General features: G+C 67.2%; 26 protein-coding genes. 15 read left to right on the top strand and 11 right to left on the bottom strand.

The genetic code is table 11. The features are described 5' to 3' along the window. From WEE69_06355 to WEE69_06340, 4 genes are all read left to right on the top strand, one after another. Window positions 1–1,565, top strand: a 1,565-nt coding sequence (locus tag WEE69_06355; protein MEX1144907.1) for a molybdopterin oxidoreductase family protein, incomplete at its 5' end; no start/stop codon positions are given. Continuing rightward, a complete protein-coding gene (locus WEE69_06350) occupies window positions 1,562–2,173 on the top strand; it encodes a 4Fe-4S dicluster domain-containing protein (GenBank protein MEX1144906.1) in 612 nt (203 codons plus the stop codon). The genes WEE69_06355 and WEE69_06350, both read left to right, overlap by 4 nt. After that, on the top strand, window positions 2,170–2,667 hold the full coding sequence (locus WEE69_06345) for a ubiquinol-cytochrome c reductase iron-sulfur subunit (GenBank protein MEX1144905.1): 498 nt from the start codon (window positions 2,170–2,172) through the stop codon (window positions 2,665–2,667). Before WEE69_06350 ends, WEE69_06345 begins: the two co-directional genes overlap by 4 nt. After that, window positions 2,664–2,876, top strand: coding sequence for a hypothetical protein (locus WEE69_06340; protein MEX1144904.1), 213 nt, complete (start codon window positions 2,664–2,666; stop codon window positions 2,874–2,876). Before WEE69_06345 ends, WEE69_06340 begins: the two co-directional genes overlap by 4 nt. 647 nt (window positions 2,877–3,523) lie before the next feature. On the opposite strand, the gene WEE69_06335 is transcribed toward WEE69_06340, so the two are convergent. Then, window positions 3,524–4,909, bottom strand: coding sequence for a ribulose-bisphosphate carboxylase (locus WEE69_06335; protein ID MEX1144903.1), 1,386 nt, complete (start codon window positions 4,907–4,909; stop codon window positions 3,524–3,526). A gap of 197 nt (window positions 4,910–5,106) precedes the next feature. Between WEE69_06335 and WEE69_06330 the strand changes: the two genes are divergently transcribed. Both WEE69_06330 and WEE69_06325 read left to right on the top strand, forming a co-directional pair. Continuing rightward, the gene (locus WEE69_06330; GenBank protein ID MEX1144902.1) at window positions 5,107–6,048 is read left to right on the top strand and encodes a LysR substrate-binding domain-containing protein; all 942 of its coding nucleotides are present in this window, start codon (window positions 5,107–5,109) and stop codon (window positions 6,046–6,048) included. A 9-nt stretch (window positions 6,049–6,057) separates the two neighbouring features. Then, a complete protein-coding gene (locus WEE69_06325; protein MEX1144901.1) occupies window positions 6,058–6,918 on the top strand; it encodes a phosphoribulokinase in 861 nt (286 codons plus the stop codon). Window positions 6,919–7,043: 125 nt separating this feature from the next. Here WEE69_06325 and WEE69_06320 read toward each other — a convergent pair whose 3' ends face one another. The 10 genes from WEE69_06320 to WEE69_06275 all read right to left on the bottom strand — a co-directional run bounded on the left by WEE69_06320 (window position 7,044) and on the right by WEE69_06275 (window position 13,462). Further along, complete coding sequence (locus WEE69_06320; GenBank protein ID MEX1144900.1) at window positions 7,044–8,189, bottom strand: FAD-dependent oxidoreductase; 1,146 nt, start codon at window positions 8,187–8,189, stop codon at window positions 7,044–7,046. Window positions 8,190–8,191: 2 nt separating this feature from the next. After that, the gene (locus tag WEE69_06315; GenBank protein MEX1144899.1) at window positions 8,192–8,431 is read right to left on the bottom strand and encodes a sulfurtransferase TusA family protein; all 240 of its coding nucleotides are present in this window, start codon (window positions 8,429–8,431) and stop codon (window positions 8,192–8,194) included. A 43-nt stretch (window positions 8,432–8,474) separates the two neighbouring features. Then, window positions 8,475–8,903 carry a DsrE/DsrF/DrsH-like family protein gene (locus tag WEE69_06310; protein MEX1144898.1) on the bottom strand — a complete coding sequence of 143 codons (429 nt, stop codon included), beginning with the start codon at window positions 8,901–8,903 and terminating at the stop codon, window positions 8,475–8,477. Window positions 8,904–9,267: 364 nt separating this feature from the next. Continuing rightward, window positions 9,268–9,588, bottom strand: coding sequence for a hypothetical protein (locus WEE69_06305; GenBank protein ID MEX1144897.1), 321 nt, complete (start codon window positions 9,586–9,588; stop codon window positions 9,268–9,270). After that, window positions 9,585–10,415 carry a sulfite exporter TauE/SafE family protein gene (locus WEE69_06300; protein ID MEX1144896.1) on the bottom strand — a complete coding sequence of 277 codons (831 nt, stop codon included), beginning with the start codon at window positions 10,413–10,415 and terminating at the stop codon, window positions 9,585–9,587. Before WEE69_06300 ends, WEE69_06305 begins: the two co-directional genes overlap by 4 nt. A gap of 27 nt (window positions 10,416–10,442) precedes the next feature. Beyond that, a complete protein-coding gene (locus tag WEE69_06295) occupies window positions 10,443–11,156 on the bottom strand; it encodes a hypothetical protein (protein ID MEX1144895.1) in 714 nt (237 codons plus the stop codon). 55 nt (window positions 11,157–11,211) lie between these two features. Then, window positions 11,212–12,189, bottom strand: coding sequence for a hypothetical protein (locus WEE69_06290; GenBank protein ID MEX1144894.1), 978 nt, complete (start codon window positions 12,187–12,189; stop codon window positions 11,212–11,214). 115 nt (window positions 12,190–12,304) lie between these two features. Beyond that, window positions 12,305–12,646, bottom strand: coding sequence for a metalloregulator ArsR/SmtB family transcription factor (locus WEE69_06285; GenBank protein ID MEX1144893.1), 342 nt, complete (start codon window positions 12,644–12,646; stop codon window positions 12,305–12,307). A gap of 36 nt (window positions 12,647–12,682) precedes the next feature. After that, window positions 12,683–13,027, bottom strand: a complete 345-nt coding sequence (locus WEE69_06280) for a metalloregulator ArsR/SmtB family transcription factor (protein ID MEX1144892.1) — start codon at window positions 13,025–13,027, stop codon at window positions 12,683–12,685. 30 nt (window positions 13,028–13,057) lie between these two features. Beyond that, window positions 13,058–13,462 carry a hypothetical protein gene (locus tag WEE69_06275; protein ID MEX1144891.1) on the bottom strand — a complete coding sequence of 135 codons (405 nt, stop codon included), beginning with the start codon at window positions 13,460–13,462 and terminating at the stop codon, window positions 13,058–13,060. A gap of 64 nt (window positions 13,463–13,526) precedes the next feature. On the opposite strand from WEE69_06275, the gene WEE69_06270 reads away from it, so the two are divergent. The 9 genes from WEE69_06270 (at window position 13,527) to WEE69_06230 (ending at window position 20,730) form a co-directional block, all read left to right on the top strand. Then, window positions 13,527–13,763, top strand: coding sequence for a sulfurtransferase TusA family protein (locus WEE69_06270; GenBank protein MEX1144890.1), 237 nt, complete (start codon window positions 13,527–13,529; stop codon window positions 13,761–13,763). A gap of 1 nt (window position 13,764) precedes the next feature. Then, window positions 13,765–14,151, top strand: a complete 387-nt coding sequence (locus tag WEE69_06265; GenBank protein ID MEX1144889.1) for a DsrE family protein — start codon at window positions 13,765–13,767, stop codon at window positions 14,149–14,151. Further along, window positions 14,151–14,867 carry a 4Fe-4S dicluster domain-containing protein gene (locus WEE69_06260; GenBank protein ID MEX1144888.1) on the top strand — a complete coding sequence of 239 codons (717 nt, stop codon included), beginning with the start codon at window positions 14,151–14,153 and terminating at the stop codon, window positions 14,865–14,867. The genes WEE69_06265 and WEE69_06260 overlap by 1 nt, the downstream gene beginning before the upstream one ends. Then, window positions 14,864–16,051: a heterodisulfide reductase-related iron-sulfur binding cluster gene (locus WEE69_06255; GenBank protein MEX1144887.1), complete on the top strand. Its 1,188-nt coding sequence runs from the start codon at window positions 14,864–14,866 to the stop codon at window positions 16,049–16,051. Before WEE69_06260 ends, WEE69_06255 begins: the two co-directional genes overlap by 4 nt. 85 nt (window positions 16,052–16,136) lie before the next feature. Beyond that, window positions 16,137–17,201, top strand: a complete 1,065-nt coding sequence (locus tag WEE69_06250; GenBank protein MEX1144886.1) for an FAD-dependent oxidoreductase — start codon at window positions 16,137–16,139, stop codon at window positions 17,199–17,201. Between the two features lie 21 nt (window positions 17,202–17,222). Beyond that, entirely contained in the window at window positions 17,223–17,954 is a 732-nt protein-coding gene (locus tag WEE69_06245; GenBank protein MEX1144885.1) for a hypothetical protein, read from the top strand. A 1-nt stretch (window position 17,955) separates the two neighbouring features. After that, the gene (locus tag WEE69_06240; GenBank protein ID MEX1144884.1) at window positions 17,956–19,260 is read left to right on the top strand and encodes a (Fe-S)-binding protein; all 1,305 of its coding nucleotides are present in this window, start codon (window positions 17,956–17,958) and stop codon (window positions 19,258–19,260) included. Further along, window positions 19,247–20,263 (top strand): hypothetical protein, encoded by a 1,017-nt coding sequence (locus WEE69_06235; protein MEX1144883.1) that lies wholly within the window; start codon window positions 19,247–19,249, stop codon window positions 20,261–20,263. The genes WEE69_06240 and WEE69_06235 overlap by 14 nt, the downstream gene beginning before the upstream one ends. Further along, complete coding sequence (locus WEE69_06230; protein MEX1144882.1) at window positions 20,260–20,730, top strand: glycine cleavage system protein H; 471 nt, start codon at window positions 20,260–20,262, stop codon at window positions 20,728–20,730. Before WEE69_06235 ends, WEE69_06230 begins: the two co-directional genes overlap by 4 nt. The last annotated feature ends 174 nt before the right edge of the window (window positions 20,731–20,904 follow it).

Below are 20,904 nucleotides of genomic sequence, written 5' to 3'. Positions count from 1 at the left end.
GCGCCAAGCTCATCGTCGCCGATCCCCGGGTCGTGCCGCTCGCGCGGACCGCCGACGTCTTCCTCGGCCTCCGCCCCGGCACGGATTCCGCGTTGATGGGGACGATCCTGCACATCCTGATCGAGCGCGACTGGATCGACCACAGGTTCATCGAGCAGCACACAGATGGGTTCGAGGACGCGGCAGCCGCGGTGCGCGAGTACACGCCGGCATGGGGCGCCGACGTCACTGGCGTCCCGGCGGCTCGCATCGAGGAGGCTGCCGAGCTGTGGGGAACGTCCGCGACCGGGATGTTGCTGCACGCGCGGGGGATCGAGCACCAGAGCAAAGGTGTCGAGAACGTCCTCTCGTGCATCAACCTGGGTCTCGCGACGGGGAAGTTCGGCAAGCCCGGATGCGGAGTGTGCACGATCACCGGGCAGGGCAACGGCCAGGGCGGGCGCGAGCAGGGCCACAAGTGCGACCAGCTCCCGGGCAACCGCGACATCACGAACCCAGAGCACCGCGAGTACATCGCTTCGGTGTGGGGTGTCGACGAGTCGGAGATCCCGGGCAAGGGGCTCACCGCCCAAGAGATCGTCGAGGCCATCCACGCCGGCGAGATCAAGGGTCTGCTCTCGATCTGCTTCAACCCCGTCGTCTCGCTCCCCGACACCCGCTTTACGCGCGAAGCGCTCGACAAGCTCGAGTTCTACGCCGTCATCGACTTCTTCGTCACGGAATCGGCGTGGCACGCCGACGTCGTGCTTCCGGGCTCGTTGCACGAGGAGGACGAGGGCACGTCCACCACCGTCGAGGGTCGGGTCGTCAAGCTCAACCCCGCCGTCGCGCCACCAGGCAACGCGCGTCTTGACTGGGAGATCCTGCTCGACCTCGCCAAGCGCCTCGGCAAGGAGCATCTGTTCACCTACGAGAGCACCCAGGAGATGTTCGACGAGATGCGAGTCGCGTCACACGGTGGCACCGCCGACTACACCGGCATCACCTGGGAGCGCGTCGAGGACGAGCTCGGCATGTTCTGGCCAGCGCCCGAGATCGGGCATCCCGGCACCCCCCGGCTCTACGAGGACGGGCAGTTCTACCGGCCCAACGGTCGAGCGCTCTTCCATGCGGTGCCGTACCGCCCCGCGGCCGAGGTCGTCGATGCCGAGTACCCGATTTGGCTCACCACCGGCCGGGTCGTCAGCCAGTACCTCTCGGGCTCTCAGACCCGGCGCATCGCACAGCTCGTGCGCCAATACCCGGAACCGCTCTGCGAGATCCACCCGAACCTTGCCGAGGAGCACGGGATCGTCACCGGCGACACGGTTCGGGTGACGTCGCGTCGAGGCTCGATGACCCTGCCGGCGAAGGTCGTGCCGACGATCCGTCCCGACACGGTCTTCATCCCCTACCACTGGGCCGGGCGCCAGGCCGCCAACCAGCTCACGAATCGCGCGCTCGACCCGGTGTCCAAGATCCCCGAGTACAAGGTGAGTGCCGTGCGCATCGAGCGCGTCGGCGCGGGCGGAGCAACCGTCGACGAGCGAGACCTCGCGCTCCACGTCGAGGACCCGGATCGATGATCGGTGAGCCGATGCTGGTCATCGACCAGAGCCGGTGCATCGGCTGCGAGGCGTGCGTCCAGGCCTGCGAGGAGTGCGGGACGCACCGCGGTCACTCGATGATCCACCTCGAGCCGATCGACGTAGGGGTCACGACCCAGACGGCGCCGACGGTGTGCATGCACTGCGCCGACCCGACGTGCGCGCAGGTCTGCCCGGCCGATGCAATCAAGCGAAACGAGGACGGCGTCGTTCAGTCCGCGTTGAAGCCGCGCTGCATCGGCTGTTCGAACTGTGTGATCGCTTGCCCGTTCGGGGTCCCGAAGTACCTGTCGGATTTCGATCTGATGATGAAGTGCGACCTGTGCTTCGACCGCACCTCGATCGGCCTCGCGCCGATGTGCGCATCGGTGTGTCCGAGCCAAGCGCTCTGGTACGGCACCGTCGAAGAGTTCGAGTCGACTCGACGCGGCACCCTCGTCGACACCTTCACCTTCGGGCGCCAGACCGTCACGACCAAGGTCCGCATGGTCACCGACGACCCGGGCGCCGTCGCGGTCACGCTGGGTCCCGCGCCGACCCCGTGGCTCGACGATCCCTTCGGACTCGCGGGTGAGGAGCTGACGTGACCTCGACTCCCGATCGATCACCGATCTGGCGACGGGACTTCCCTGTCACCTCAGAGGGCGAGGACGACGTCACCCGACGCGAGTTCGTGCGATTCCTGGTGCTTGCCAGCGGCACGTTCGCGGCTTCGACGGTTGCGATTGCGGCGTACACCTCGTTGCGGTCGGTGAACGAGGGCGAGCCTCGGGCGATCGTCAAGGCCACCCGCGTGAAGCCTGGCGGCGAGTACCTGTTCCGCTACCCCTCGGAGAAGGATCCTGCGATTCTCATTCGGCTCCCGAACGGGGAGCTCCATGCGTTCAGTCAGAAGTGCACCCATTTGGGTTGCGTCGTGACGTACCAAGTAGACGAGCGGCGACTCTTCTGTCCCTGCCACGACGGGGTCTTCGACCCGGCCACGGGCGTCGTTCTCGCAGGGCCACCTCCGCTCCCGCTCGGAAGGATCGACATCGAGGAACGTAACGGCGTCGTGTGGGCGCTCGGTCGACGGTCATGAGCGAGCCGACGCGCCGGCCTCGCGTCTCGTCTGCTCTCGCGGTCTATGTCGTGCTACTCGTGTCGATGCAGATCTTCCTCGTGGCGGTCGCGGTCGACGCGCTCCAGTCGAACGATGCGACGCTGGCCTGGACGGCCGCCGCGACTTCTGCGCTCTTGTTCGGCGGGTCGATCCTGTTCACCCGAGCGCTTCGCAGCCCGACCAGCTGAAGCTGGGTGCCTCGGTGTTTTCACCCTCCATCGCGGATGGGCTAGTCGTGGGGGATCGCGTCGCCTCGTTCGGATGCAGCGGGCATCGTCGGGCGTGTTTCGACGCTCTCAGGCAGCGGTTCGTTGCGAACTGTCGATCTCGTGCTACTGATTCACGTGTGCTCGGCAGTCCTCAATTAGTCCTCAGGTCAACGACAACTGGTGACAAACGCTGCGCAACAACGACAAGTGAAATCGCAGGTCACGGAACGAGCGTTTCTGCAGGTCACGAAAGTGCGACAGACAAGATCCGGCGTACCGGCCGGCTCACCGCCATCCTTCCGGCACAAGGGTTCTGGGTCGTCGCGAGATGCTCAGTCCTCAATCAGTCCTCAACCCGGCACACATCGGTGGCGCCAGGGTCCGCCATGCCACACATCCCTCGAGCGGAACCAGGCGGTCGACGGCACAGAGAACGATCTGGTGGACGGTCGGCGCGTCGTCGCGAGACCCCGGACACACGGTGCATACGGGTCCGACGACGCGACCTACTCGGGGCCTCATCCACGAATACGTGCCTGCCGCATGACGCGCGGAGCTTCTGGGCCCCACACGCCGAGTCGATCGACCTCCTGGGTGTCGTGCACCGGCAGAGGGCTCCGTCGAGTTCAGGCCACGTTCAGTTCTTGGCGCCAGCCAGGAAGCAGCCGTTCGGCGTCGGCTGGGAACGATTCGAGCGCACGGGCGAACTCGGCGTGCTCCCGAGCGAACTGCATCGGGTCGGCGCCCTGCTTCCACAGCTGCTCGGCCTGTCGTAGGGAGATCGCCCCCGCGGTGGGACCGTCGAGGTGCCCGTAGACCCCACCCCCGGCCGTCAGGATCAGGTTGGAGTGACCCAGGTTCTCGAAGAAGCCAGGCATCCGCACGGCGTTCATGCCGCCGGAGATGATCGGCGTTGTCGGATTCATGCCGAGCCAGTCCTGATGGAAGTACGGGCCTTCGGCACAGTCGCGCTCGAGCATGTAGGCGATGCTTCGATCGGCCGGCTCTCCCTCCATCTTGCCGAAACCCATCGTGCCCGCGTGGATCCCGGATGCGCCCTGGAGGCGCGCCATCTTGGCCAAGGCGAAAGCCGTGTAGCCGCGCCTGGACTGCGGTGACGTCACCGCCCCATGGCCAGCGCGGTGGTAGTGCAGGAACTGGTTTGAGAAATGGCGGCGGGCCGTGGTGATCGCGGTGGGTCCGGCCACGTAGCCGTCCACCAGGAACGCGACGTGGTCGGCATTCTCGGCGAAAGTCTCAAGGATGAACTCGCCCCGAGCGATCATCTCGCGGTAGTCATCTGCGGTGATGTTGGCCGAGAAGAGCTTGGCCTGCCCGGTCTCGTCTTGGACGCGGCGCATGGCGTCGGCGACCGCTGAGATGGTGGCTTTCAACGGGGCGTAGGGCTGGTTGCCTTGCGGCTCGTCGTTCTTGATGAAGTCGCCGCCCAACCAGAAGTTGTAGGCCGCCTCGGCGAACGGTGCAGGGCGAAGGCCGAGCTTGGGCTTGACGATGGTGCCTACGATGAAGCCGCCGTCGACGACCGGGCGGCCCAGCACCCGCCAGAGGTCAGCGATGGTGGTGGCCGGGCCGTCGAAGAGCCTCAGGTAGGGAGGCGGCACGTAGAAGTCGTGCATCTTGGCGTAGGCGACGTCGCCCATACCCTGGTTGTTCCCGACGGTCAGCGTCAGAAACGATGCCAGCATCGCCCGGCCGTCGATGACGTTGCGGTCGAAGAGGTCGATTGGGTAGGCGACCTTCATCAGCTCGTCGCCTTCATCGATCTCGTAGACCAGCGCGTCGACCGATCGGGTGTGGGCGTCGGTTGTCGACACTTCGACGTTGGTTCCGGTCGACGACTCTGCGGCAAAGTGGGCCGCGGTCTCGAGATACCCGCCGAAGCCGGGCTTCGGTTTCATGTGGTAGGCGACCAGCACGTGCTCAGCCCCAGCGATGAGGTCGCCCTCGCTCAGGTTCAGATCGGCGTACCGGCTCGACTGGTCGAAGGTCAACGCACCACTTCTTCCTCTCGTGCGCTCTCAACGCTGGAATGATCCGACGCCTGGATGCCCCGCATCGGCCCTCGGCGCGCTCTGCGCCCCGCCCCAGGAACTTGGTAACTTGACTCAAATTCGATGAGTATGTGTTATCACATCGGTCAAGACTTATGTCTCGGTCTCGTCCACCCTTCTGCCAACGGAGTTGAACCGTGATCACGCTTCGCCAGCTCCAGGTCTTCGTGGAAGTGGCGCAGGCCGGGGGCAGCGTCACCCAGGCCGCGGCCAGGCTCGATGTCTCGCAACCGTCGGTGTCCGACACGGTCCGCTCCCTCGAGCAGAGCCTCGACGCCAAGCTCCTCACCGGCCGAGGGCAGGCCAGGGGGTTGACCGCAGCGGGAGAGACCTTTCGCGCCTATGCGGCGCGGATCATGTCGCTGGTCGCCGAGGGTCGCCAAGCCCTCGCCGACCTGCAAGACACCGTCACTGGTCAGCTCAGGCTTGTCGCGGTCCCAACCGCCGGCGAGCACCTCGTGCCGGTTGCGCTCCACCCCTTCGTTCAGCGCTACCCGGAGGTGGAGATCGCGCTTCGGGTCGCGAACCGTGCCGCCGCCATCGGGCCGCTCAACGATGGTTGGGCGGACTTGGCGGTGATGGGCCGTCCGCCAGCCAACGTTCGGCTGGACGCGCAGGCGTTTCTGCCCAATCGTCTGATGTTGGCCTGCGCCCCTGAACATCCACTCGCAGGCGGGACGAGCGACCTCGGCACGGTGGCAGCGGCAACGATGCTGATCAGAGAGCCAGGGTCGGGCACCCGCGCCGCGGTGGAGCAAGCCTTCGCTTCCGCCGGCCTCGAACTCCGGAGAACGCTGGAGATCGGCTCCAACGCGGCGGTGATCGCCGCGCTGCACCAGCGGCTGGGGATCTCCGTTCTGCCCGAGATCGCCATAGCCCAGGATCTGGCCGCCGGCTCTCTGGTCAGTGTGGACGCACCCGGGTTCCCGCTCGAGCGCGAATGGCACATCCTGCGGCGTGCTGACGCGTACCTCTCGGCTCCGGCCAGAGCGTTCGTCGAGCAGCTGACCGCGTGCAGGATCGACGTCAATGGGGGCGTCTCGACCGAACCGCGTTCGAATCCCCACCACCAGGACTGAGGACACACCATGTCGAAGAAGCATCCGATCGTCGCGGTCACTGGCTCTTCGGGGGCGGGGACGACCACGGTGAAGGTGGCGTTCGAGCACGTGTTTCGTCGTGAGGGGATCAACGCGGTGTTCATCGAAGGCGACAGCTTCCATCGACACACTCGCGACGAGATGCGGCAGGCGATCGCCGAGGCCGATGCCCAAGGCCGCACGCTGAGCCACTTCGGGCCGGAGGGAAACCTCCTCGGAGAGTTGGAGGAGCTCTTCCGCGAGTACGGCGAATCTGGAACGGGTAAACGACGCCACTACGTGCACAACGCCGAAGAAGCGGCCCGTCACGGACAAGAACAAGGCCTGTTCACCGATTGGGAGGCCATCGAGCCGGGCTCGGACCTGCTCTTCTACGAGGGGTTGCACGGCGGAGCCGTCACCGACGAGGTCGACATCGCTCGACACGTCGACCTGCTCGTCGGCGTGGTGCCGATCGTCAACCTGGAGTGGATCCAGAAGATCCATCGCGACCGCGAGGTCAGGGGCTACGAGACGTCCGACATCACCGACACCATCCTCCGACGGATGACCGACTACGTGCACTACATCACGCCGCAGTTCAGCTCGACCGACATCAACTTCCAGCGCGTCCCGACCGTGGACACGTCGAACCCCTTCGTGGCTCGCGACGTTCCCACCCTCGACGAGAGCAACATCGTGATCAGGTTCCGCGATCCGGCCAAGCTGAAGGTCGGCTTTCCTTACTTGCTGGCGATGCTGCACGACTCGTTCATGTCGCGGCGCAACACCATCGTCGTTCCCGGCGGCAAGTGGGGGATCGCCCTCGAGATCATCCTCACCCCGTTGATCGAGGACCTGACCGCCTGACGAGCGGTCTTGGTCGACTGCCGGCCAGCTCGAGCGACACGTCGTTGACATCTTCGCAATGGCCGCGGGACGTGCAGGTGCCCAGAGTTCATCGACTGCTCGAGCGAGCTGGCTGTGCCGGTACCTCAGATCCTGCCGCGCGGCACGGTGAGCCAGTAGACGCGGTTGAAGAGCCACTTCGCCACGTGCCAGATGAACGAGGGTCGCGGTGGCTTGGGGGGGTGGTCGTAGTCGAAGACCAAGATGGTCGCCTGGCGCCGCCCAGTCTCGAGGAAGCACGTCACCTTGCCTCGGTAGCGCGACTTCGCTGGATTCGGCGCGCGCCCCTCGATTGCCGCGACGACTTGCTCGACGACGACCGGCGCCTCGAAGTGAGCGGTGGAGCCGCTCTTGGAGATCGGGAGGTCGGTGGCGTCGCCGATCGCGAACACCCGGTCCGAGCTCTTCAGCTGCAGCGTCGCGGGGTCCGTCGGGAGCCAGCCGCCGGGGTCGCCAAGCCCGGAGTCGCGCACCACGGTCGCCCCGACGTGCGGGGGCACCAGGACGGCGAGGTCGAAGTCGAAGGTCTCGCCCTCCAACGAGGTCAGCCGCCGCTTGTCGGGGTCGACGGTCTCGACGTTCACAAAGGTCTCCAGCTCGATGCCCCGCTTCTCCATGAGCGGCTGCACGAGCTTCGAGGCCGATTCGATCGTGAATGCCCGGTTGATCGGCGAGAGAAAGCGGATGCGGGTGCGGTCGCGCACCTTCCGTCTCCGTAGGTAGTCGTCGACCATGAACGCGAACTCCACCGGGGCCGGTGGGCACTTGTAGGGCATGCCCGCCACGCCGACGACGAGAGATCCGCCGTCGAAGGTGCGCAGCGCCTCGCGCAGCCGCTCGGCACCGATCAGCGAGTAGAAGTTGTGCGTTGCCTGGCGCAGCCCTGGCACCCCATCCCAGTCGGGCTGCGCACCGGTGGTCACGACGAGGAAGTCGTAGTGCAGGGCGCCCTCACGCTCGAGGTGCACCGCGCCGTTCTCGACGTCGATCCGCACGGCTCGGTCGATGAGCAGCTCGACGTCGTCACGGAGCAGCGATCGCAGGTCCCGGCTGAGCCAGCCCGCGTTCGCCTGGTCCAAGGCGACGTACAGGAACCCGGGCTGGTACACGTGCACGCCCGTCTCGTCCAACACACGAATGCGAGCCGACCCGGATGGGAGCCGCTTCGACAGCAGGTTTGCGGTCAGGGCACCGCCCACGCCGCCCCCGAGCACCACGATGTCGGCTGGCATACCTAGTGCGTCTTCTCGACGACGAAGCGGGCGTAGTCGTCCGCGTCCTCGATCGCGACCAAGTCATGACCAGCCTTCTTCACCCATGCCGGGATGTCGGTGCGCGAACCCGGGTCTCGGGACAACACCGCGATCTTCTTCCCGACATCGGACTGGCGCACCGCCTTGATCAACTCCATCAGGGGGCCGGGGCAGAACGAGCCCCGCGCGTCGATCTCCAGATCCGCTGTCGTGGTGCCCATGTCGAGTTCTCCTCAGAAGTCGAGAGCGTGCAATCCGCTCGAGTCAGATGAACAGGATGTTCCCATCCCGGCTCAACTCGACGAAGGTGGCGACTCCGATCACGTCCTCCACCATCGGGTCGAGATGTTCCATGGGGATGTCCAGCAGGTCCATGGTCATCGCGCACGCGTGCACGTGGAGATCCCCGACGTCGGCGGCCATCCGCAGCACCGCATGCCACGGCGGCACTCCCTTGGCCTCCATCGCGGCCGCGACCTCCTTGCCCCGGTCGCCATACTCGGCGCTCACAGGTCGCGTCGTGTCGATGACGTCTTTCCTGAACGCGTCCACGCCCCAGAACATGAGGAAGATGTGCGTCTCCATGCCCATCGCAGCGGCGCCCGCCGCCATCGTGGCCGCGGCCTGGAGCCGGTCAACGGTCCCGGAGAACAGCGCGATCGCCAACTTGTCGCTCGTCGCGTCCTCACCCATAGCGTCCCCCTTCACCGATCGAGCCACGTCCGAAGGCGACACCCCCGAACGTTCACCAGAGGCTGCGGAATCTCGACCACAGCCGACGACCCTCGGCGACCGCCGCGCGGTGCAACTCCGTGAAAGCCGACCAGGTCTGCGGGATGGGCCCGACGCAACTCCCGTGTCGACGTTCCGAGCTCCTCGATGACGTCGACCCCCCAGGATGCCACACCCGAGGATTGCGTGCGCTCGCCACTCGACGGAAGGGTCGAAGGTCACCCGATGATGGGCAGAACGGGTGCGAGCCCCGGGGACCCTCGGCGGACGGCTTCCGGTTGTCTCGGGTACAGCTCGTTGCCGCGCTGACACAATCCATCTCTCATTAGTCACCACCGACACCGGTGAGCGCCAAGAGCGCTCCGAGTCCGACGACGCCGAGCAGGGCGACGCCGAGCGCGACGAATCGCCAGTCTCGTTCTTCGGTCCAGCGGAAGACCAACCACGAGACCCGGAGCAACGGCATCGCGGTCACGACCGTCACCGCGGCCACTCCCAACGCGTGGCCGACGTCACCGCCGAATGCCAACGCGCCCGTTGCGCTCACGAGCCCGATGCCGGTTGCACCGCGGAGCGCGGGGACCTGGCGACGACCCCGGATGGAGCTGACGGCGCCGGGGGGGATGGGCTCGCGCGCGGTGGTCACAGGCGCACCACCAGGGCGATTGCGACGGCGACGAGCAGCATGCTGAGGCCGCGTCGCACGGCGATCGGCGAGAGCCGCGCCTGAAAGCGCGCGCCGACGTAGCCACCGGCAAGGCTGCCCAGGATCACCGCGGCGCTGGCGGAGACGTTGATGCGTCCCTGGATCGCGAACACCACGAGGGCGGTCGCCGACGTGATGCCCACCGTGAAGGTGGTCGTTGCCGCAGCCACTTTCGTCGGGACGTGCATGATCTCGCTCATCGCCGGGGTCTTGATGAACCCGCCCGACGCACCGATCGTGCCCGCCATCAGCCCGGCGACACCCATGAGCCCGAGCCCGAGTGGCAGCCGCCGCGTAGTGTAAGGCGCGATTCCACCGCCGACCGGATAGGCGCCCGCGAGGGATCCGATGCGCTCACCGATGTCGCCGGGCTGGCACTCCTCGCGCGGCGGATTGCGAAGGTCACTGCGTCGCGCGCCGACCAATGCCGCGGCCAGCGCGGTGATCGCGAGCAGAAGCGTGAGCACGCTTTCGCTGACGAGGCCGGACACGACCGCGCCGATGACCGCGGCCGTCGATGCCGCCAATTCGGTCGCGATCCCGATGCGGTGGTTCACCGCCCGTTCGACCAGTTGCTGCGACCCCGCCGCCACCGAGCCCGCAGCAACGCAGATCAGGCCGAGCGGGGCTGCCGCAGTCGCGTTGACACCCGTGAGCACGAGGGCGGGCACCAGCAGCACCGCGCCCCCGAGCCCACCGAGCGCGCCCACGCCAGCGGCGGCGAACGCCAGTCCGACGTAGTCGAGCGTGTTAGCGAGCGAGGCCACACCCCATGTTCGTCACGGAGCGCAGGCTCACTTCTTCTTGGCCTTGAACGTGCCTTCGAAGTGCCAGACGCCGGTGAAGGTGTCGAACGGTCCGCCGACGATCTGGGTGACCCACTCCATCTCGTACGCGCCGGTCTTCTTGTCGTACGTACCGGTGAGCTTGGTGGTGATCCCGGGCAGTGAGCCGTCGGGCTTGGGCGCACCCTGGTTGAACTGCTGACCGCCGTACGCGACCGAAAACGCGGTGGTGTCGCCACTGAGCGTGCCGCTCTTGCTCGCCTTGATCGACAGCGGCTTCACGCTCTCACCGGTCTGGGGATCGGTGTCGTTCGTGGACACGGCGAAGTTCTGCGCAAAGAACTTCGTGGGCTCCAGAATCGCGTCGGCGAGACCGTTGCCGGCGGCGTCCATCGGCGGGTCGGGCTGGGGCTGGAACTTCCCGGTGATGAGCCCGCCATCGGTACCCGGCACGAGCGGCGAGTAGGTCTTGTCGCCGCAACTGGAGTCGCCGTTGGGTAGGAACGGGCCCGCGTCGAGCGTGCCCCCGGGCTGGATCATCCGGAAGTACGAGCCAGAAGTCGGCGCGCCATCCGCGCACTCCGCGGCCTCGACCTGGAACGTGCCAACCAGCTTCCCACTCGACTTCTTCTTGGCCGAAGTGCTCGCGCCGGCGATCGTGCCGGTCGCGAGCACCAACAGCGCTGCCATCGTCAGCGCCAGCCCGCGTGCTCCTTGCTTCATGTCGTGCCTCCTTTGACGAACTCGGTTCACCGAGGGACCGGCGAATCACACTCACTCACGCTCCGCTCTTGACTGTTGGGGCGTCCCGTCGGCGCGGTCGGCCTGCAGCGACCGCGAACCCAGCAACGAGAATGCCGGGCGCGACGAAGAACCACGGGAAGAGCCCGAAGGGGGGAAGGGCGTCGACTGCGGCGTAGTTGTCGATGTTCTCTTGCATCGTTCCGATCATGCTGGCGAAGCGCCTGAACATGGTGGGCCACTCTTCGCTGAATGTCTGGACGTCGGGGAGATCGCTCTCGAGGGTGGCCGCCGACACGCCCTGGGCCTCCAGCGCCGGGAGCACCGCGGTGCGCAGGCTGCCTTCGCCCCCGCCGATCGTCACGAAGTACCCCTGGATTGTGCGCAGCTTGGGCGTGTTCATGAACTCGCGGAAGTCGTCGATCATCTCGGCGCCCTTGGGTGCACGAGAGAACATCTGGAAGATCGCCGGTGCCGCGATCACGCCCAGACCCATCACGGCCAATGCGATCACCGCCGGACGGTGGATGCTGGCATGGCTCGACTTGCGCAGCCCCCAGACGGCGAGCCCGGCGATGATCAGCCCTGGCGCGACGAAGAACCACGGAAACAGCGGGAACGAAGGAAGTGCCGCGACCGCCTCGTAGTTGTCGATGTTGCGGTCCATCTTTCCGAGCATGTCCGACATGTCGGCGTCGATGGTCGCCCACTGCGCGGCGAAGGCGGCGAACGGCGCGAACTGTGTCCCGATCTGTGCTTCGTCGAGGTTGAAGCGATCCTCGAGCAGCGGTGTCAGCTGCTCGTCGATCTCCACGTCAGCCGCTCGCAGCTCCGCGATGTATCCCTGGTATTCGGCCACGACGGCGGGCCGCATGTAGGGGCGGAAGTCGGTGATCATGTCGCCGCCCAGCGGTGCCCTCGAGAACATCTGGAAGATGGCGGGGGCGAGCGCGAGCCCCAAGCCGATGATCAGCGCACCAACGAACGCCCATCGACGAGTTCCCTCCGGCTTCATACGCCAGCCCCCCGGGGCATTCGTGCGTGCGCATACTCTCACCTGCGAATGCCGATCGGTCAAGCGGACCGCGAGCGATCGGCGGCTGACGCGGGTCGGGAGCGGTGTCAGGAGCTCAGGATTCGTTGACCCGTAACGACGATTGCCGGGCCAGCTCCTGGCTCATGATGCCGCGCAGGAGGTCGATCGCCTCGATCACCTTCGGGTGCCGGAGGGAGTAGCGCACGCGGTTGCCGAGCTGCTCGGCCTTGACGAGTCCGCGGTCGCGGAGCACCGCGAGGTGCTGTGAGGTGTTGGCCTGGGGCGCGCCCACGACCTCGCACAGCTCGGTCACCGTGCGAGGACCGGCGCGGAGCGCGTAGAGGAGCGTCAGGCGCTTGGGGTCGTTGAGCGCCTTGCACATACCCGACGTGAGCTCATCGAGCTCCTGACGGAGCAGGGAATCGATCGCGCCCACGTTCGAGATGCTAGCGGGAAGACCCGTCGCTACGGCTTACGGCGCGCGCAGCGCCTGGCGGCGGGCAAGCTCGTCGGCCATGACCTCGCGGAGGAGATCCAGCGCCTCGATGACTGCGGGGTAGCGCAGCGAGTAGACGACGGTGTTCCCGCGTCGCTCGGCGTCGATGACACCGCGTTCTCGCAGGAAGGCGAGGTGCTGTGACGTGTTGGGCTGCGATGCGCCGATCGCTTCGCACAGCTCGGAGACGCTCTGGGACGAGTCCCGCAGGGAATAGAGGATGAGGAGGCGCTTTGGGTCGCTCAGCGCCTTGCACATGCCGGCGTGGAGGTCGTCGAGCTCCTGACGCAGGCGAGGGTCGATCGAGAGCAAAGCGGCCACAGAATCACGATAGTCGAGGTCAGGATTCAATCAGTCTTCCTTTGCCGCGTCGGGGAGCGGGGCCGGGAGCGCGAACGTGTCGCGGTCGAGCTTGGGCTCGACGGTGCGCAGGCGATTGAGAAACTCGACCGCATCACGCCGGCACAGCTGCCACGAGCGCAGGTCGTGCAGCCGTGACACATGAAGCCGCGGCTGATCGTCCGGCGGGGCGTCGCAACGGGGGCACGGTGCCGGGCCGAGACTGGGATCGGTGCCCATCCAAGTGACGGTCTCGTCCCAACAGGGGAGGCACAGCAGCCCGGAGTCGTCGCGCAACTGGGCCGACCCGGGGTGGTAGACGAAGCGCACGCCGCTCGTCTCGCTGTTGTCGGCATCCCCCGCCAGGCCACCCAGGGGCCGTTCGCACCGGTCGCAACGCAGGTCGGCGATCGTCATGGGTACCTTCCCTTGACACCCGCGGGGTGAGAGTATATTCGTAAATGCGAATAGAGGGGGTCCGATGGCCGAAGAAACTCCGGTCGAGATCGTTGACTGTGTCGGCGTGCAGTGCCCGCTGCCGGTCATCAAGACGGCGCAGGCGATCAAAGAGATCGAGGTCGGGCAACTTCTCGAGTTGCGTGCTACCGATCCCGGTGTCGAACCCGACATGGAGGCGTGGACGCGCCGCACCAAGAACGAGCTCGTCGGGATCACGAAGGAAGGCGACGTCTTCCGCGTGTTGATTCGGAAGGCCTGACTTGCAGTGGTCGAGTGACGCCGAGGGGAAGGTTCTCTACGTTCACACGCACGGAGTGGACGACCCCGGCCGTTGCGCGACCCCCTTCTTCTTGGCGGCGGCCGCGGCGGCGAGCGACTGCGAGGTCGCGATCTACTTCACGATGTACGGTCCCACGCTTCTCCAGTCCGACGTCGTCGACAAGATCGGGCCCAAGGGTGATCGAGGTCAGCCCCTCGCGTACTTCATCGACCAGGCCCGCGGCGTGGGTGTGCGGTTCCTCGTCTGCCAGCCGTCACTCGAGCTCAACGACCTCGCGCTCGACGATCTGATCGACGACGTCGAGATGATCGGCGGGGCCGCGTTCAATGACCTCGCGATCGAAGCCGATGCCGTGGTGTCGTTCTGATGCCCGTGACCGGGAGCGCGCTCCTCAAGGCCCCTGGCGTCGCGGGCTTCGATGAGGTCTCGTACGAAGTGAAGGAACGGCTCTTCGAGCAGGTCAAGGCCGATCTCCGCTTCGAGGACTACCTCTATGGCTGCTACGAGTGCGGGATCTGCGTCGCCGTGTGCCCGTCGGCGCGCTTCTACGACTTCAGCCCGCGTCGCATCGCGCAGGCGGTCGCCCGCGAGGACGTGGAGCTCGTGTACCAGCAGATGGAAGAGGACATCTGGGAGTGCTCCCAGTGCTTCTCGTGTGTGCGCTGCCCCCGGGCGAACAACCCGGGCGGGATCATCCTGATCATGCGCGAGGCGGCCATCAACAACGGCATGGCGTCGGCCAAGGAGGCCCTCGAGGGGTACACGCGCATCATCTACAAGATCATGTCGACCGGCACCCAGGTGTCGCCCGACATGCTCCAGCCCGACGCCTTCCCCGACTGGGGCCCCGAGGTCAAGGACGTCTCCGACAACCTCGAGCTGTGGCGGCGCGCCACTCCGCCCGAGACGATGCACACCACGTCGATGAGCTGGGACGTGGCCGACCGGACGCTGGTGGAGCTCTACCTCATCTGGTTCGAGACCGGCGCTCTCGACATGATCAAGCAGGTCGACGAAGGCCTCCACATGATCCTCGAAGAGCTCATGGAGGAACGCCTCGAAGAAATGGGGATCCAGCGATGACCATTCCTGTAGCGGCCCTTCTCAAGAAGAAGGAGAAGTTCGAGCGCGACCCCCAACGCCTCCCCGAGGACTTCCGCGAGGAGGTGTTCCGGCTCGAGGAGGAAGGGGAGTGGATCGTCGACCGCGTACCCGAGCCGTTCGTCGAGGCCCCGACCAAGTACGGGCGGTCCAAGAAGGTGCCGATTGCCAACCTGTGGCACCACAAGTCGTGTGGGCAGTGCGGGCATATCCCCGGCTATTCGACATCGATCTTCTGGGTGATGCGCAAGCTCGGAATGGATTACAACGACCCGCGCGACCAGACCTCGTGCACCGCGTGGAACTACTACGCCAGCGCGACCTCGAACTCCGCCGCCCAGGCGGCGGTCGCGATGCGCAACTTTGCCGCCGCCAAGGAGACGGGGTACTTCCCGTTGATCCACTGCGGCACCTCCTACGGCCACTACAAGGAGGTGCGCGAGGAGCTGATCCTGCACCCGGAGCTGCGCCGCGAGGTCCGGGACGTGCTCGCCAAGCTCGGCAAGCCCATGGTGATGCCCGAGGAGATCGTGCATTACTCGGAGTGGTTCTGGGCGATGCGCAACGAGATCGCGGCCAAGCAGGTGGTCAACGTCGACGGGATCGTCGCCACCGTCCACCCGGCCTGTCACTACTACAAGCTCGTCGAGGGCGACGCCATCTACGACCCCGACGTGTACGGCGGGCAACGCACCGCGATCGTCACCGGACTCGCCGAGGCGCTGGGTGCCGAGGTGCGTTCGTACTCGACGTGGTTCGACTGCTGCGGCTTCGGGTTCCGCCACATCCTCGTTCAGCGCGACTTCACCCGGTCGTTCGCCACCATGCGAAAGATCGAGGTCATGAAGGAGGAGGCGAATCCTGATGTCGTCCTGACCCACGACACCGGCTGCGTCACCACCCTCGACAAGAGCCAGTTCGCCGCCCAGGCGCACGGGCGCAATGTGGGGGTGCCGGTGATGTCGGAGGCGCAGTTCGCCGCCCTCGCCATGGGAGCCCACCCCTACAGGGTCTGCCAGCTCCACTGGCACTCGGCCGACTACCGGCCCTTGCTCGAGAAGATGGGCATCGACTGGGAAGCCGCCTGGGCCGAGTTCCAGGAGGACCTGAAGCGGCTCGAGCGGGGCGAGATCGAGTTCCTGTCCTGGGAGGACTGCGACGCCTGAGCGTGGCGTGCCGCAGTGACGCGGTCACCACCAACACCACCGACGAGTGCCTGGTCGCCGAGTGGGGACCATGAAGGGGGAGCAGATGTCGAGCGAAAGCGTCGTCATCATCGGGGGAGGCCCGGCGGGTCTTGAGGTCGCGCGTGGGGTTGCCGAGCTCGGCACCCCCGCGGTCATCGTCGAGCAGGCCGCGTTCCTCGGCGGGACACCGATCGCCGAGAACTATGCCGCCCTGACGCCGAACTTCGAGAGCGCCGAGGTCGCCATGGGGCGAATGATCGACCGGGTCAACTCCAACCCGTTGGCCGAGGTGCGACTCGAGAGCCAAGTGACGGCGTGCGACGGCGAGGCTGGCGACTTCCGACTCACCATGACCGGTCCCGACGGCGAGTCGACGCTCGAGTGCGGCGCGGTGGTGGTGGCGACGGGGTTCCAACACTTCGACCCCGGCCGCGAGACGCAGATGTACGGGTACTACGAGTTCCCCGATGTGCTTGCGCTCCAGGATCTCGAGGCGATGCTCAAGGAACACAACGTGGTGCGGCCCTCGAACGGGCAGCCACCCGAGCGCATCTGCTTCGTGCAGTGCGTCGGCAGCCGCGATCGTCACATCGGGAACGAGTACTGCTCGAAGGTCTGCTGCGGCGTCGCGTCCAAGGAGGCGATCGAGGTCCGCCAGCAGCTCCCCGACTGCAAGGTCTTCATCTTCTACATCGACATGCGGATGTATGGCTACTGGGAGAACCAGATCTACTGGCCGGCCCAGGAGCAGTACCACGTCCAGTACGTGAAGGGGATCATCACCGAGGTCCTCCAGAAGGGCGACAAGCTCCTCGTCCGCGGCGAGGACACCACGATGGGGCGCCCCATGGAGGTGCTGATGGACATGGTGGTGCTGTCGGTAGGCATGGAGCCGTCGCGCGGTACCCGAGAGATGGCGAAGGTGCTCGGCATCGCGCAGAACAAGTACGGGTTCATCGACGCGGCGAACCCGCCGCTCGACACCGTGTCGACGAGCCGGGAGGGCATCTTCGCGTGCGGTGCTGCGCTCGCCCCCGCCGACCTCGAGGACACGGTCTCGTCGGCTGGTGCGGCCGCGATGCGAGCCGTGGTGTGTGCGCGCGCCGGGGCCGGCGCGGCCGCCCGGTAAGCGCGGAAGGCCAGGGTCGTCATGACGGGACCGGTCGTCGACACCGTCACCGCCGAGGAGTTCATGCGCGAGGCCCTGGCCCAGGTCTCGGAGCACGACCTCGTCGAAATCGCCACCGCGTGCGAGCGCAAGGCCGAGGGCTTCGGCACGCTGTTGGGCGACGGTCGCGCCGCGGTGGCGGGTCGCGACGACCTGGGCCGCGTGCTGCGGAGCGTGTTCGCGGCCCGCCGCAAGGCCGACGCGATCCTCGACGCGCTCGGCCCCGAGCTCCTCGCGGCCGAGATCGACCACCTCCTTCACGGCGACGACCCGTTGCCGGGACGGATCGACCGCATGGATCGGACGCTTCAGGCCTTCCCCGAGGCGGCCTTCGATCTCCCCGCTGAGCTCCTCCACTTCACCTACCCCGACGACCACTGGCCCTGGACGCGCTGGATGTGGGATCCCAACATCGAGACCGGGTCGTTGCGGCTCGTGACGATGGAGGAGTTTGACCTCACGGGCGCCACGCGCGGCGAGACCTATCTCCGCGTCGGGCAGGCCATCGCCTTCGTGCAAGAGACCGGCCGGGCTGCCGGCTTCACCGACTACGGGCCTGGCCCGTTCGGGATCGACGTCTTCCTTGGGTGTGTCTACGGCGTCTACATGTACACGGTCTTGCGCATGCGGATGACCCAGGAGTTCAACAAGATCGTGCCCGAGCTCCCCGACCTCGTCCGTCGTCTGCTCGGCGTCAAGCGCCCGGAGGTCTGACATGCCCGTTGGTGGCAAGAAGCAGCTGCCGGCCGCCATGGAGCACGAGATGGCGGTCGTGACATCGCCGATCTCGGGACGTGAGTGGGAGCTGCCCGGCATGTGGAACCGCATGTTCGAGCAGCGGGTCATCTTCGACTACGACACCACGGGCTTCGAGAAGATCGGCGCGCTTCCCGGTGGCGAGTCGCTCGAGTGGTGCTACGGCTGCGGCAAGTGCGTGCCGGTTTGCCCGGTCGACGTGGTCGGCGAATACGGGCCCTGGAAGATCCACCGCAAGGTCCAGCGCGGCGTCGACCTGTTCGAGGACCCCGACCTGTGGCTGTGCACCACCTGCATGAACTGCCTGCGCGTGTGCCCCAAGGAGGTCGACATGATCCAGATCATGCCGGCGGCGCGCGAGGTGGCGGTGAGCAACGGCAACGTGCCGGGCGAGCTCCAAGACGTGTTCGAGAAGACCTTCCGCTACGGGAACTGCCAGGGCGAGAACCCCCGCAAGCGCCACGCCTGGACCAAGGGCGCGGGCGTGCCGGTGCGCGTCCTGCCCAGCGAGCCCGGCCCGGTCGACGTCCTCTTCTACGTCGAGGACTACTGGAGCTACCACGCGCGTGGCCAACAGGCCGCCCAGGCCTTCGCGCGGATCCTGCACGCGCTCGATGTCGACTACGGGATCCTGGGTGCTGAGGAGAAGACGCTCGGCGACTCCCAGCGCCTCGCGGGCGAGAAGGGTCTGTTCGAGTCGCTGATGGAGGACGCGGTCGCGACCCTGGCCAAGTACGAGTTCGCCCGCATCGTGACGCCCGACCCGCACGGTTTCAACGCGCTCGTCAAGGAGTACCCGAAGCATGGCCATCACTTCGAGGCGCTGCACTACACGCAGTTCCTGGCCCCGCTCGTCGATCGCATCGAGTGGAAGACCGAGCTCGACTATCAGGTCACCTTCCACGACCCGTGCTACCTCGGGCGCCACAACGGCGAGTACGACGCGCCCCGCACGCTGCTCCAGGCGATTCCCGGGGTGCGCTTGGTCGAGATGGGCCGCTGTCGCGAGAACGGCTACTGCTGTGGCGGGGGCGGGGGCGGGATGTGGCTCGACAGCCTGACCGACAACCACACGTCGGAGCGGCTCTCGGAGCGGAGGGTGCGAGAGGCGGTCGAGTACGGCGCCGACGTACTCGCGGTGTGTTGCCCGTACGAGGTGTCGCGCTTCGAGGACGCCGCGAAGTCGACCGGGAACGACCAGCTGAAGGTTCTCGACATCGTCGAGATGATGGACGAGGCGATGGGCAACGGTGCCGGCGCCTGACACCCTGCGGGTCCTCGACTTCGGCCGGGCCGATGCGCTGCGGTCCCAGACGCTCTGGCACGCGGTCGCGTACGGAGTCTCCGCCGGCGCGCCCCCCACGCTCTCGTTCGTGCGACCGGCCGAGCCGTACGTGTGCATCGGGTACCACCGCCGCCTCGACGAGGTCGACGTCGACGCGTGTCGCGCGCGCGGGCTGCCGGTGCTGCGGCGCATGGTCGGCGGGGGGCCGGTGTACCTCGACGACGGCCAGCTGTTCTTCCAGATCGCGCTCCCGGTCGCTGCTGTTTCGCCGAATCGAGCGCGCGCGTTGCGCGCACTGCTTTCCCCGGCCGTGGAGGCGTTCCGGTCGGTGGGCGTCCCCGCCGAGCTCGACGCCGATCTCGAGCTGGTGGTCGGAGACCAGAAGGTGTGTGGGCACGGCGCCGGCCAGATCGAGAACGCAGTGGTGGTCGTGGGCAACCTCATCGAGCGCTTCGACCACAACGCCGCGGCGGCTGTGCTGCGCGTCCCGTGCCCCGAGGCCCGCGCCGAGCTCGCACGCCTGATGCGCCGCTATGTGGCCGCGACCCCAGCCGACCCCGACGCCTTCCGCGACGCAGCCACCGACGCGTACGCGACCGCGTTCGCGCTTCGTGCTGTCCCGGGCCGCCTGAGCGCGCTCGAGCACGAGCGCCTCGTCGAGCTCGATCGGCGATTCCGGGACCCCGCGTGGGTCAACGGCCCCGAGCGCCCCGCCCCCGACGTCTGGCAGGCGAAGGTGCGTGCCGGCGTGTGGGTGCTGGCGGCCGAGGACGGGGGCGCGTCGGTGGTCGCGGGCGTCGCCAGGGGGCGGATCGAGCATGTGTCGGTGGCGGACGCCGAGCTCAACGGCGACGCGGCGCGCGTCGAGCAGGCGCTCGTCGGCCATCGCCTCGACGACGCCCCCGCGGTGCTCGGCGACTTCGGACCGCCCGGCGAGCGGGTCGCGGCCGCCCTGGCACGCGCAGATGCGAGCCGGCTGTGAGCCCGGCGATGACACCGTCGGTCGAGGTGCAGGGCTACGTGCTCGCGTTGGACCGCGGCTACGAGCCCGAGACGCACGTGTGGGTCCTCGTGGTCGCGCTCGACCGGGTGCGCCTGGGCATGGACCCGCTCGGGGTCGAGACCGCCGGCGCGCTGGCCCAGCTCGCCCTCGTGCCACTCGGCACCGAGGTGCGACGGGGCGAGCCGGTCGGCAGCATCGAAGCCGAGAAGTTCGTCGGCCCCCTGACGGCCCCGGTCTCGGGTACCGTGATCGCGCACAACGCGGCCGCGCTCGCCGACCCGGGGCTCGTCCACCGCGACCCCCTCGGCGACGGCTGGCTCCTCGAGCTGGCTCCCTCCGACCTCGACGCCGAGCGGGCCCTTCTGGTCGAGGGCGCCGAGCAGGTGCTGCCCTGGTTCGAGCACAAGCTCGCCGAGTACCGCCTCAAGGGCGTGCTGGCCGAATGACCTCGGCGACCGCCACCCCGGGCTTCGCGCGCACCCCGGGCTTCGCGCTCCGCCAGAAGCAGTTTCCCAACGTCATGGAGTTCTACGCGCCCGGGCTCAAGCGGTGGGAGACGAGCGAGTGGAAGCCGACGAACCCGCGTCGCTTCTTGCCGGTCTCGGTCACCGGGTCCGCGT

The organism is Acidimicrobiia bacterium (genome assembly GCA_040881685.1).
Taxonomy (GTDB): Bacteria; Actinomycetota; Acidimicrobiia; order IMCC26256; family PALSA-555; genus SHVJ01.
Note: the sequence above shows the minus strand (reverse complement) of the source record. Positions and strands in the feature narration are given on the sequence as shown.